This window comes from Prevotella sp. S7-1-8, assembly GCF_000758925.1.
In the GTDB taxonomy this organism is placed as follows: domain Bacteria; phylum Bacteroidota; class Bacteroidia; order Bacteroidales; family Bacteroidaceae; genus Prevotella.
Genome location: NZ_JRNC01000021.1, coordinates 30,547 through 43,265, shown reverse-complemented (window position 1 = coordinate 43,265; position 12,719 = coordinate 30,547). Strand labels below are relative to the sequence as shown.

General features: G+C 51.4%; 12 protein-coding genes. 5 read left to right on the top strand and 7 right to left on the bottom strand.

The window, feature by feature from the left end:
• Nucleotides 1-106 precede the first annotated feature (106 nt).
• Both aroC and HMPREF1640_RS03430 read right to left on the bottom strand, forming a co-directional pair.
• Nucleotides 107-1,183, bottom strand: a complete 1,077-nt coding sequence (aroC, locus tag HMPREF1640_RS03435; RefSeq protein ID WP_036892466.1) for a chorismate synthase — start codon at nucleotides 1,181-1,183, stop codon at nucleotides 107-109.
• A 172-nt stretch (nucleotides 1,184-1,355) separates the two neighbouring features.
• Entirely contained in the window at nucleotides 1,356-1,934 is a 579-nt protein-coding gene (locus tag HMPREF1640_RS03430) for a peptidylprolyl isomerase (RefSeq protein ID WP_052051685.1), read from the bottom strand.
• Nucleotides 1,935-2,397: 463 nt separating this feature from the next.
• On the opposite strand from HMPREF1640_RS03430, the gene fldA reads away from it, so the two are divergent.
• Nucleotides 2,398-2,886: a flavodoxin FldA gene (fldA, locus tag HMPREF1640_RS03425; protein ID WP_036892410.1), complete on the top strand. Its 489-nt coding sequence runs from the start codon at nucleotides 2,398-2,400 to the stop codon at nucleotides 2,884-2,886.
• Between the two features lie 68 nt (nucleotides 2,887-2,954).
• A complete protein-coding gene (locus HMPREF1640_RS03420; RefSeq protein WP_036892409.1) occupies nucleotides 2,955-3,314 on the top strand; it encodes a DUF2023 family protein in 360 nt (119 codons plus the stop codon).
• Between the two features lie 490 nt (nucleotides 3,315-3,804).
• Here HMPREF1640_RS03420 and HMPREF1640_RS03415 read toward each other — a convergent pair whose 3' ends face one another.
• The 5 genes from HMPREF1640_RS03415 to HMPREF1640_RS03395 all read right to left on the bottom strand — a co-directional run bounded on the left by HMPREF1640_RS03415 (nucleotide 3,805) and on the right by HMPREF1640_RS03395 (nucleotide 9,928).
• Entirely contained in the window at nucleotides 3,805-4,710 is a 906-nt protein-coding gene (locus HMPREF1640_RS03415) for a DNA/RNA non-specific endonuclease (protein ID WP_036892407.1), read from the bottom strand.
• Between the two features lie 117 nt (nucleotides 4,711-4,827).
• Nucleotides 4,828-5,079 (bottom strand): type B 50S ribosomal protein L31, encoded by a 252-nt coding sequence (locus HMPREF1640_RS03410; RefSeq protein WP_036892405.1) that lies wholly within the window; start codon nucleotides 5,077-5,079, stop codon nucleotides 4,828-4,830.
• A gap of 129 nt (nucleotides 5,080-5,208) precedes the next feature.
• A complete protein-coding gene (locus HMPREF1640_RS03405) occupies nucleotides 5,209-6,561 on the bottom strand; it encodes an OB-fold nucleic acid binding domain-containing protein (protein WP_036892402.1) in 1,353 nt (450 codons plus the stop codon).
• An 18-nt stretch (nucleotides 6,562-6,579) separates the two neighbouring features.
• A complete protein-coding gene (locus HMPREF1640_RS03400; protein WP_036892400.1) occupies nucleotides 6,580-7,437 on the bottom strand; it encodes a DUF5689 domain-containing protein in 858 nt (285 codons plus the stop codon).
• A gap of 10 nt (nucleotides 7,438-7,447) precedes the next feature.
• On the bottom strand, nucleotides 7,448-9,928 hold the full coding sequence (locus tag HMPREF1640_RS03395) for a hypothetical protein (RefSeq protein ID WP_036892398.1): 2,481 nt from the start codon (nucleotides 9,926-9,928) through the stop codon (nucleotides 7,448-7,450).
• 145 nt (nucleotides 9,929-10,073) lie between these two features.
• On the opposite strand from HMPREF1640_RS03395, the gene HMPREF1640_RS03390 reads away from it, so the two are divergent.
• From HMPREF1640_RS03390 to udk, 3 genes are all read left to right on the top strand, one after another.
• On the top strand, nucleotides 10,074-11,120 hold the full coding sequence (locus HMPREF1640_RS03390; RefSeq protein ID WP_036892396.1) for an endonuclease/exonuclease/phosphatase family protein: 1,047 nt from the start codon (nucleotides 10,074-10,076) through the stop codon (nucleotides 11,118-11,120).
• Between the two features lie 109 nt (nucleotides 11,121-11,229).
• Nucleotides 11,230-11,853 (top strand): uracil-DNA glycosylase family protein, encoded by a 624-nt coding sequence (locus tag HMPREF1640_RS03385; protein ID WP_052051687.1) that lies wholly within the window; start codon nucleotides 11,230-11,232, stop codon nucleotides 11,851-11,853.
• Nucleotides 11,854-11,908: 55 nt separating this feature from the next.
• Nucleotides 11,909-12,562 (top strand): uridine kinase, encoded by a 654-nt coding sequence (gene udk / locus HMPREF1640_RS03380; RefSeq protein ID WP_036892394.1) that lies wholly within the window; start codon nucleotides 11,909-11,911, stop codon nucleotides 12,560-12,562.
• Nucleotides 12,563-12,719: the final 157 nt, after the last annotated feature.

Sequence of the window (12,719 nt, the reverse complement as noted above, 5' to 3'; positions counted from 1 at the left end):
ATTGGGGCTTTTCACAAATCCCTCATCATATTTTGTCGCAAATATACGGTATATTTTTGTTTTTCGTATGTTTTGGAAACAAATTGCATAATATTTTATAAAGAGCTCATATACGGGTTGTCTTGTTGAGCAGGTAATAATCTATCATCACCATGGCCGCCATCGCCTCAACTATGGGTACGGCCCTTGGCAAAACGCATGGGTCGTGTCGGCCTTGCGCGATAAGTGTGGTGGCGTTGCCGTCTGTGTCCACGGTGTCTTGTTCTTGTAAAATGGTGGCTACAGGTTTAAAGGCGACCCTGAAAAAGATATCCTGCCCATTGCTTATGCCTCCCTGAACTCCACCGCTATGGTTGGTGGCAGTTTCAATTTTGCCGTCTTGTATAGTGAAAGCGTCATTCTGCTCGCTTCCAAGGGCTTCCACGCCGTCAAAACCTTCGCCATATTCAAAACCTTTCACGGCATTGATCCCCAACATGGCAGCGCCGAGTTGGGCATGTAGCTTGCCAAATTCCGGCTCGCCCAGGCCAATGGGTGTGCCCTTGATAACGCAGGCTATGACCCCTCCTATGGTGTCGCCGGCTTCCTTTACATGCAAAATAAGGTTTTCCATGAGCTGGGCCTTCTCTGCGTCCGGGCAGCGCACGGCGTTGGTTTCGGTTTGTTTTAGGTCATACAAATGATAGTCTTTTTCTAATTTGATATGGCCCACCTGGGTCGTATAAGCCTGTATGGAAATGCCTATTTGTCGCAATGCCATCTTTGCCAACGCGCCCGCTACTACTCTGCTGATGGTGACGCGTGCTGACGCGCGTCCGCCTCCGCGATAATCCCTTAAGCCATATTTCTCATAATAGGTATAGTCTGCGTGCGATGGCCTGAACAGGTGGCGCATGTTGTCGTAGTCTTTCGGGCGCTGGCCTTTGTTGTAAACCACAAATCCTATTGGCGCTCCGGTCGTTTTCCCCTCAAAGACACCACTCAGCAATTCCGCTTGATCCTCTTCGTTGTGCGACGTGGTTATTTTGCTTTGGCCCGGTTTGCGTCGGTTTAATTCCTGCTGTATGAAAGCGGTGTCTATCTTTATGCCAGCGGGCATGCCATCAACGATGCCGCCAACAGCCTTGCCATGACTCTCGCCAAAAGTGGTCAGTGTGAAGACGTTGCCAAAAGTGTTGCTCATTTTTTTTGTTCCCGATGTGAAGTCCGATAGGCGTTCATGTCTAAGAGGAATGACGCCCATGCCTTTTTTCCGCAAAAATACATTGCCGTCATTACGATGCGACATGGTTGCCCATGTTGCGTTTCCCCCAAATCAATCGCGCTAACGAGGTTTAAGTCTGGTTTTTCGTTCGTTATTCTCTGCGGCGATGTTTGCAACGGCATTCGCCTTGATGTTTGCTGTTGTTGTCTTCGCGGTTGCTATTGCAGTCGCAATGATTGCCTGCGCAATTGCGTTCCTCCATGATATTGTTTATATCCTTCTTGGACGCTTCTCTGTTTTCGATAACAGCTCCATGAAAATTGAGCGTTCGGCCAGCCAACGGATGGTTTAGGTTCACTATCACAGAGTTGTCCCTCACTTCCATGACAATCCCTTTTAGGTAGTTGCCATCTTCATCCCGAAGAGGTATGACGGCGTCTTCGTATACGTTTTCGCTATCAAACGCGCCGTTCACCACGAAAGTTTCTTTTTCAATCTCCACCACCTTCTCGTCGCTATATTCCCCGTAAGCCTGTTCCGGGCGCAAGGTGATGTCAAACTCATGGCCTGCTTCAATTTCAGAAATCTGTCTTTCAAATTCGTCCAAAAGTTCTCCAATGCCCAATATGCAATGGTACGGGCAATCTTTAGAACACTCCTCGATAAGTTCTTTTCGACCGTCTGTCACGTCAAAGAGCCGGTAATATATGCTAATGTACTTTTCCATCATCTTGCATACGCTTGTTTGTTATTTTGGTTTACAAAGATAGAGCATTTTTTGCAAATTTCTTATAACATCGTCATTTTTGTATCAAAAAACAAGTCATATTAGTTGGCGCTCATGCTTGATGCGTGTCAACAAAATTTTTGTTATCGCGTACAATACGCCGTATGCTTTGCTTTGTTTGAAAGGCAATCTTCTATTCGCCATATAAATAGGTGAATTAACTGTTGCAAATTGGCCAGCGCGTATTTGCCGGCAAGCCATAGTTTGGTTTTCTGCCTCCCCCTCGCCGTCTTGCCGGCGTTCTCAAGCCTGATCCATGCTTGCAAAAGTGGGGCGATTTTAAAAAAAAATATTCATTACATGTAGGTATTTCCGCAAAATCCTAATTTTTAGGTATTGTGACATATTCGAAAACCAATTATCTTTGCAACTGTAAAAACAAAATGACACATAAACTTCAAACGAAATGAGCAAAACGATTGTAGTATACGGTTCGTCAACCGGAACTTGCGAGAGCATCGCACAGACTATCGCCAGCAAACTTGGCGCAGAGGTAATAGCTGTTTCTGACCTTACCGCCGATCAGCTTGCCGAGGCAGACAATATCCTTCTTGGCAGTTCCACATGGGGCGCGGGAGAGTTGCAAGACGATTGGTATGATGGTATAGAGATAGTTAAAAAGGCCGATTTGTCAGGTAAGAAAGTTGCCGTGTTTGGCTGTGGAGATTCCGCCTCGTATTCCGACACTTTTTGTGGCGCCATGAAAGAACTCTATGACGCAGCCAAAGAAGCAGGCGCCACACTCGTTGGCGAGGTGTCGACAGACGGCTATGAGTTTGACGATTCTGACGCTGTGGTGGATGGCCATTTCGTGGGGTTGGCTCTTGACGATGTCAACGAGGATGGCAAGACAGAAGAGCGCATAGACGCTTGGATACCGACGCTCGGTTTCTAAACTCGTCAATGTTGCGAGAAAGACTCTTGTAGTGTTTTTTATAGTTTAATATTTAAAAAATTAATGACATGGCTGATGTCCCCATAGAGATGAAGGTTCTTATGAACCACATTTATGAATATCAGAAGGGCGTTCGACAGATGGTTCTCTACACCTTTAACCGCCGTTATGCCGCATATGCCATCAAGCGATTGGAGCATCGGGGCATCAATTATGTCATGCATCCTGCCGGAGCCGACACCGTCAACCTTTTTTTTGGTAGCAAGGAGTGTTTGGATGCCATTCGGTTGGTTGTTAACAAATCGTTGAGCGACTTGACGCCTGAAGAAGATTTTATGTTAGGCGCGCTCTTAGGTTATGACATCCGCATGCAGTGTGAGCGCTATTGTCAGCGCAAGACAAAGATGGGCAGATGTTCGGGATGCTAATACAATACATAAATAGATTTTAATCAATTCATCATTAGCCATAAATTTCATCTTGTGTAATAGTAAAATAGAAATTCATAATGTTTTTGTATAATATGTTTAAGCCTCGCTGTGAAGCGCGGCTTTTATGTTTTTATAAGTCTTGTTTCAAATGTGTTGCGGCTGGATGTTTTTCCGATACAAAGAAAATGGCAAGAACGCGCTCTGCCATCTTTTCCGCGCGCGTTTCATTTCTCCAGCTCATTTTTTCTTATTGCTACAAGTTTAAAACGCCTGAGTGCCTACTTGGCTTGCATGAGGCCTAATAAGATTGGTATGGCAGGCATTCCCTTTCAAGAAGCGAGTTCCATTTAATCGTAAATGGATCGTTTCTGTTTGCCTTATGAGAGGATGCTTATAGGCATGGTGTCTCCGTCATTGCCCACCGCGCTCGTTGCCCATGCCGAGCGGCGATGATTTGGGCGCTTCGCTCGCCTGCGTGGCTCAGAGGTCACAATCCCCACGAGACGGCGAAGCCGAAAGCCGCTTCCACCTTATCCTCGACGGCATCTGGAAGATTGCAAAAGAAATCAATGCCCGTGCGTTTTTCCAACTCGTCGATACTTATTGCGTATTGCGCCAATCGCTGTCCGCTGTCGTGGGCATTGTCTATCTGGTCGGTCCAGAAGCCTATGGCATCGTATTGGCCGTTGTTCAAGCGTAGCATGGCCATGAAGAAGTAGCGTGGCATGATGAGTCCGTTGCCCAATCTGCTATACACCTTGTTGTAACCGCCATACTTACCTTCGTCTATGGTGCCGCCCTTGCATACATAAAGGGTGTCGCAAGTGGACGCGATGATGCGCACTTTCTTCTCCAATTTGGCCCACAACCCGGCGTTGAAGGCATTGAATTGGGGTTGCATGTTGGTGAGGAAAAATGTCTGGTAGTTCATGTCGAACGACGACAGGCGGTCGGCCGAGGGGCAGATATGTCCATGGTCGAGTTTTTTGCTGTTGTACCAATATGGGTCTTTTTCCCATTGCATGGATGGGGGGATGAGTGGGTCGCGAGGGTATTGGTTGTCTTCGCTGTAATAGCGCTTCGTGTTTTTCCGGGCCAACGCGCGGTTCATCACGTAGCAACTCCATCGCTGCGATTTCTTGCCAATGTCCCACTCCGTGATATAGTTCACGGTGTTTCCGTGCGTTCGGTGCACCAAGATGGTGTCGTTGCCTTGGCGCAAGCGTGGCATTTCCAATCGGGTGTATGCCTTGTCGTAGGTGGGGTTTGCGTTTGCGTTGTCGCTCGTGATGGCTGGCTTTCCAGGCTTGTCGGTCTTGTCGGGGTCTATGTCATCTCCGCAGGCAAAGCAAAGTGGCATGGCGCACAATATGAGGAGAGGCGTGAGTTTCATATAGAAGATGTTATGGGGTGTGTCTGGCAAAAGAAAAAGTGCGATTGAACGCATATGCAACTACGTTCGACCGCACTTTTGTTAAAATCGTTTATACCGTATAGGTATTTCGCCGTGTTACTTCTTGAGCTTACCGTAACGGTTCATGAAGCGGTCCACGCGACCGGCTGTGTCGACGAGCTTCTTCTTGCCAGTGTAGAATGGGTGGGAAGTGCTTGAGATTTCGACCTTTACCACGGGGTAAGTTTCGCCTTCAAACTCTACTGTATCTGTAGTCTTGCATGTAGACTTTGAGAGGAACATATCGCCGTTGGACATATCCTTGAATACGACGGGGCGATAGTTTTCGGGATGAATACCTTTTTTCATTGTGTCAATTATTATTTGTGAATATTGTCTACGCTATATTGTTAGCGGCTGCAAAATTACGAAGAATAATGCGACTTGGCAAGCAATTCGCTGACTTTTTGCCTATATGGCGCTGACAATTAAGTTTTTTTATTTTGCGTAAGTCACTGTTATGGTTTGCGCGCGCAGCTGGACGCCACCTTTGTTCTCAAAGTGTTTGTTGATGTAGGTGGCCTTGTTGCCATCAAAAGTGATGGTCGCGGTCTTGTTGCCAACACAGTTTTTCCCTTGATAAACGTCGCATGTGAACACTATTTTGGCAATCTTGGCTTTGCAGTCAAACTTGATTATGTTGTTGGCGTATACGCGCACGCCTTTTGTGGCTGGATAGAACACAGGCTTGTTGTTCGTGTTTTCGCCACCCCCGAACGTGATTGTCGAGCCGTCGGAAAGCTGTACGGTGGTCACTTCCGCACCCTTGGCCAGCTTAAGTTTGCCAAGATTGACGGTCGCCGTGGTGACGCCAGCGGTCGCTTCAGCGTTCACGGCCGTCACGGTGGTGCCATTTATGGTCAGGCCCGTGGGCGTGTCGGATGGGTTCTCGCCCGGTGTCTCGCCTGTGTTGTCGAACGAAGTCTTGCCATTGACGGATATGAGTTTGTTGCCTTGGGCCATTTCTGGCGTGTTGCCAAAGTAGTTGAGCAACTTGCCATATACCACAACCTTGTCGCCTGCTTTCAGTTTGTCTCCTGCCTTAAACTTTTTGCCGTTGAAAGCGTAGCCGCGAAACACCTTGAAAGTGGCGGCCGATTTGCCGTCATCAGATATGTCGTAGGTGGCGTTGCCGTATTTTCCGGTGTCGATTGAGGGAGTCCCGACGATGGTGCCCATTACGTAAACGTCGTTGGATTTGCCATCTTTGGGCAGTGCCTTGGTCAGTGCGAGCGCCTTGGCTACGTTGTAGGGCGACTCTTTGGTGCCCTCTCCGGCTGGGGTGATGGTGGGCGTGTCGTCTCCGCCGGTGCCGCCTTTGCCGTTGATGGATATAATCATGCTTCCGGGTGTGGTCTCGAGCGTGCCGTTGAATATGGTCAACCGGCCGAGCGCTACCACCGTGTCGCCCACGTTAATCTCGTTTCCTGTGGTAAACTTTTGGCCGTTCAAACCTTTGCCACGATATACCAAGAAAGAGTTTTTGCCATCTTTCGTGTCGCTGACCGAGTAGGTGGCGTTGCCGTATTTCTCCGTTTCAATATCCTTGATTTTGGTGATGACGCCTTTGAAATACACCTCTTTTTCGGTTTGTTCGCCAGCTTTGATAATCTGTATTACCTTGGCCACGTTGTATGGAGAGGCCAAAGTGCCCTCGCCGGTGGGGTCTGTGGGGATGGCGCCGCCATTTTCGTGATAGTCGGTATCGAATGGCGCGGGAACATCCTCGCAACTTGTGAATGCGAGCGTGGTGATGGCCAACGCCAGCATAGAATAGATAAGTTTTTTCATTTCTTGTTGTTTTTATTGTTATTTTATTTCTTCCACATCATCCAATGTGCGAATGACGATTTCCCAAGTGTTGTTAAACCGCTTCATGACACCCGTCACGTTCACCTTGCCGGTAGGCAGTGGATGGGCGGCGAATTTGGCGAAATTGCTGGTGTAAAGCATCACCAACTTGCTGTTGTACTCGTTAAAATAAACCTGTTTCGATCCCGGGCCGCTGCCTGCGTACGCGTATGTGGCCTTGCCGTCGGCGCTTTTGAAGCTCACGTTTTTCAGCGTGACGAGCTTGCCGTCGTACACGTTGCCATACTTGTTGACGGTAATGCTCTTGTCAAACAAGACAGGCTCGACGGTCTTTCCGTCGCCGGTGACCTTGAAATGCCGCGCCCATACGAAACGATTCATGCGGCCCACGTAAGTCTGCCCATGTGCGTTGGTATTTGGAGCGCCTATCTCGGCTTGCTTGCCATAGTTGCCCACGTAGAGTCCTTTCAGGTCCACGAGTATTTCCGTGCCTATGGGCAGCTGGCCGTATATGCCGCCTTGCGCTATGGCGATGATGATGGCGCCGGTGCCATCGTCCACGGATATCTCGTTGTAGAGGTTTCCCTGCGCGTCATTACCCGTCACGACGGCCTTTATTTGCATGTCCTCGGCCACCTGCGTGAAAGAGTTTCCGTCACGGCAATCGGTGTTGATATATTCCTTGTATTTGGCTTTCAGGTCGGCGACGCTCACGACATGAGTTTCCTTGATGGCGTTGTTTCCTATGCCGGCTTGTTCGGGACTAAGCTCCGGCTCGTCCCAATTGCTGTTCATGCAGGCCATGTTGACGCTGCATGCCATAGCCATGGCCATGATATATTTTAATGTTTTCATAGTGGTTCTGTTAGAATTTGTAAGCGATGTTAAGCATGGCATTTGTGCCAAAGGCATAATATTTCTTGGGGTTTTTAGAGAAGATATACATGCGATTGTTGCCTGACGCGCTGTAGTCGGAACGGCTTTGCTCGTATCCTCCGGTCACAATCTTCTGGTTGTTCAGGATATTTGTCACCATGAGATTGATGGAAAGGCTGCCGTGTTTGAGATAAACGCTTCGGCCAATGGAGCCGTCGAGCATCCAGCCGCCGTGTCCTTTCTCTTGTGGCGCCGCCTCCTTGCCTTTGCTTAAGTTGCTCTTGTACCTGTGATAGGGCGAGTAACTCAGGTAGATGCGGTCATACCAGTTGCCATTGAGGTCGACAAACCATCCGCCTTGGTGATAGCTCAGTCCTAACGACGTGGCCGTGAGTGGCGTTCCGCTCTCTCTCATGTTTTTCACCAAGGCCATGTCGTCGTTGTATGTGCCCTGCGTGGAGTTCAGGTATCGCACCTTGGCGTCGCTCGTGTTCTTGGCGTCGCTCATCGTCCCGATAAGTTTCAGGTCGAGCGCCGAAGACAATTTGACCTTCAACCCGGCCTCCACGCCGTAATATTCCTTGGTAAGATCGCTCAGGGAGTTGTACGAGAAGCTGTTGATGTCGTCAAAATAGAAGCATGTCCACTCTGTCACGTGCGACAAGTGGTTGTAGTATGCGGTGATGTTTGCGTGCAGCCAGCTGGCGCTCAATTGGTAGCCCACCTCGCTTGAGAATATATGCTCGTTGAAAAGGTTGCCCACAAAGTCGTTGTTCATTTCCGGGGCGTAGAACGCTGTGTACGCTTCGGGGGCGTGCGATTCGTAGCCCATGCCCAGCGTCAGCGTGTTGCCGCGCCCGAGATTGAAGTCTCCGCTGGCCTTGAGGCCGCCCTCGACAAATTTGGCCGTCTTGCTCTTGCCATACGAGTTGTCTGCGAATAGACCGTTACGCATCTTGCCGTCACGCTGCATGGTCTTGCCACCCACGCGAGCGGAGACGTTGTAGTGCACCAAGCCGAAGTCCTCGCTGTAGCTTGTCCAGAATTGCGCCTTGTTGGTGATGATGTGGTAATCGTAAGCGAAGCGGTCGCCCTCCTTTACCGTCGCGTTCGGGTTGTTCAAGTCGTATTGCAACTTGTCCGACCCTGCCGCGTACCTGCCCAAGGCGTAGTTGTTGACATTGTGGTAAGAAGAGGCTCCCAGCATGTCTTCCATGGTTTGGTAGTGGTTGATGTTGTTGTGGGCCAAGGCGAAGCCATTGTTCCAAACGCTGTTCCTTGTCACGCGAGAGGAGAGCGTGGAGGAGAGCGTCACGTTGAGTGCGTCGTTGTGCTTGGCCTGTATGTAGTACATGGCGTCAGCGCCCTGCTTGGCGGCTTGGCGGTTGGCGAATATCAGCTCGTCGAAGTTTATTTGGCGCGCCCTCTCGTTGCCCATGAGATAGTCTCTCGTGCAAATGAAATCGTCGTATCCCTGCCTCGAGTTCGCGGCGCCGACTCCCCAAGGGTTGTAACTGTTGGACGGCAGGCGCTTGTAATAGTCCGGGTGTGGGTTCTCTGCGTTGTTATAGTTGAGCTTTGAGCTTGAGTACATGCCGTATTTGCCAAATAGCGAGGTGGTCAACCTGTTCTTGTCGTTCATGTCCCAGTCCCATGTCAAGATAGCCGCCGGCGAGAAGTCGTTCACCACGCGGCTGTTGCGTTTCTTGCCGTTTTGGTAGCCCCAATATGGGTTGTACTGGTAGTTGTTGGCCAGCCAGTACATCTCGTCTGTCGACGCGCCTTGCGCCGCGCGCTCGGTGGGGTTGCCCCACGTGGACAATGAGATGGAGTGGTGGTCTCCAATGAGTTTCTGGATGCCAAAGAAATAAGACAAGGCGTTGTAGAATGTGCCTGGCGCGTAGCCCCTGTTGGCCCACCGATAGGTCACGTTGGCGGAGAAGGCCCAGCCGTCATTGGTCAGTCCGCTATTGTATGTGTACATGCCTCGCAGTGTATAGTTGCGATTGGCGCCCGACAAGGTCACGCGGTGGCCTGTCGGCATGGCGGCCGGCCTGAAGTTGTAGTTGTTGGACCCTCCCATGCCCGACATGGCGAAATTGTTGCTCTCGAAGGGCAACACCGATTCCATGCCACGCGTTTGCTGGTTTAGTCCTCCTATCAAGGAGTAGCGAAACTGTCCTGACTCCATGTCATTGACGGGCGCTCCATTAATGTAAATCTCGTTGTACTTTTGGTTCAAGGCCCTGTACCTAAATCTCATCGGTGAGAAAAGATAGCCCAGCCCCGAGGCGTAAGCGTTCGAGTTAGAGTTGACAATGGATATGTTTTGCTCCATGTTGTCGTCCTCGCCCAATTGTGCTTCTGTAAAGGTGAATGCCGCCTCGCCAACGCTTGTCGAGTCGGATTGTGCATAAGCCAATGGTGCGCAGCTTAGGGCCATCATGGCCATGATAAGCTTTTTTTGCATAATAAAGAGATTAATATTTGTGTTTGTGTTTACAAAATAACGAAATATATTTTAAATCGGCGCGGCTTTTTCGGTAAAATTTTGTGAAAGACGGTTCTGTTTCGGATTTTATTGCGATATTTGCAACAAATATAAAATGTACGCGATGAAACACAAAATTATGCTCGTTGCCTTGGCATTGGCAACGCTTTTGCCACTGTCGGCACAAAAAAAGTATTCTGTTTACGCCGTGGGGTTCTACAATCAGGAGAACCTTTTCGACACGTGTCACGACGAGGGGAAGAGGGATTTCGACTTTCTCCCCACTGGATCGTACCGTTGGAACGGCTTTAAATATGGTCACAAGCTCCACAACATGGCCCGCGCGCTGAGCGACATGGGCACAAACGTGCTGCCAAACGTGGGCTGTGCCGTTATCGGCCTGGCCGAGGTGGAGAACGCGAGGGCGCTGGCAGACCTCTGCGCCCAGCCTGCGCTCAAGGCTCGCGGCTACCGCTTTTGCCATGTCGAGGGTCCCGACAAGCGAGGCATAGACTGCGCCCTGCTCTACAATCCGGCCCTTTTCAAGGTCGAGAGCGTCAAGTTGGTGCCATACGTGCCCACCGCCAAGCAAGACAGCGGTTTCGCCACGCGCGGCTTTCTCACCGTGAGCGGCGAGATGGCAGGCGAGCGCGTGGCCTTCGTCGTGTGTCACCTGCCCAGTCGTTTCAGCGGCTCTTACTATCGCGAGGTGGGCGCCGCGCAGGCCAAGGCCGTCAAAGACTCGTTGCTCCGCGACGACAAGCGGCGCAAAGTGTTTGTCATGGGTGACATGAACGACGATCCCACCAACAAGAGTATGTACGAAGTGCTTGGTGGCAAGGAGGAGATTGCGAAAGTGGGCCCGGGCGACATGTACAACCCTTGGTACGACATCCTCGTCAAGCAGGGCACCGGTACGCTGATGTACCAAGGCCGCTGGAACCTGTTCGACCAGATTTTGATGACCCCAAACCTGCTCAACCCCAAGGGCTCCAAAGACTACCGCACCCTGAAATACTGGAAAAACGAGATACAGCGCATGCCCTACCTGTTCCAGGCCGATGGCAAATACAAGGGAGCTCCCAAGCGCACCTCGGCCGGGGGCGTGTGGCTGGACGGTTTCTCCGACCACCTGCCGGTGTGCGTCTATTTGGTTAAAGAGCAGAAATGACAGCGCTCCGCGTGCGTGTTTCCGGCGCGCGGAGCGACAAGGCGCGCTTCGCTGACAGCCGGAGGGCGCGGGCGTTGAAAACCAAAAGTTAATGTCAGATACTGCCGAAATGTCCAAATCCGCGCGTGATTTGGCTCTAAAAGAGGAACGGGGTGGCGTGGAAGTCCACCCCTTTGTTCCATTTTTGCCACCTAACGCCAAGCTTCTCATGCTTGGCACGTTTCCCCCGGCGCCCAAGCGTTGGTGCATGCCGTGGTATTATCCCAACTTCACCAACGACATGTGGCGCATCGTTGGCCTTTGCTTTTTTGGCGACAAGCTGCGCTTCGTGGACGAGGGGCGCAAGACTTACCGGCTTGAGCCGCTGAAAGCGTTCCTGCGAGACAAGGGCATAGCCATCTTTGACACCTGCCTGAGCGTGCGCCGCACCAAGGGCACGGCATCGGACAAGGACCTCGAGGTGGTGCGGCAGGCAGACCTCGACGGCATGCTGCGCGCGTTGCCGCGTTGCCGGGCCGTGGTGGCGGCCGGGCAATTGGCCACCCACATATTTTCCGGGCGTTATGGCATCGACGCCAAGGGCATGAGGATGGGCGACCATAGAGACTTCCGGTTTGACGGTCGCGTCTTGTCGTTATACCGCCTGCCCAGCTCGTCGAGGGCCTATCCCATGAGGCTGGAGGCCAAGGCCGAGTACTACGCGAGGATGTTTGGCGACATCGGCCTGCTGTGAGGCTTGCCGCCCCGACATGAGACAACATTTCTAATAATAAGTCAACAGATACACTATGGACGCAAAAACAGACAATATCACCATCATTGGCATAGCCGGTGGCACCGGCTCGGGCAAGACCACCGTGGTAAACAAGATTGTGGAGGCGTTGCCGCCGGACCATGTGGTCGTGGTGCCCTTGGACTCCTATTACAATGACACCACGGGCATGACAGACGAAGAGCGCAAGGCCATCAACTTTGACCACCCTGACGCATTTGACTGGAGGCTTCTCATCAAGCACGTCAAAGAGTTGCGCAAGGGGCATTCCGTGGAGCAGCCCACCTACAGCTACCTGCTGAGCAACCGCCTGCCCGAGACCATCCATATAGAGCCCAAGCCCGTTATCATCATTGAGGGCATCATGACCCTTATTGACAAGAAGTTGCGCGACATGATGGACCTCAAGATTTTCGTGGACACAGACCCCGACGAGCGCCTCATTCGCAACATCCAGCGCGACACCATAGACCGCGGCCGCACGGTGTCGATGGTGGTGGATCGGTATCTCAAGGTGCTCAAGCCCATGCATGAGCAGTTTATCGAGCCGACCAAACGCTATGCCGACCTCATCATACCGCAGGGCGGCGAGAACCTTAAGGGCATAGGCATATTGTGCAAATATATAGAGGGACTGGTATCGAAGTCAGAGCTTACGGGCGCGGTATAGCCGCCCCCGTCACCCCGCGGCTAACGTGCCAGGCCGTCTCGTCGAGACCGCCTCGCGGCGGCGCGGCTATCCTTGGCATGCGATGGCGCGCCGTGACGCGAAGACGCCGATGGCCACGCGGCCCCACTGTCAGTGGTCAAAGCTGCGTGGCCATCGC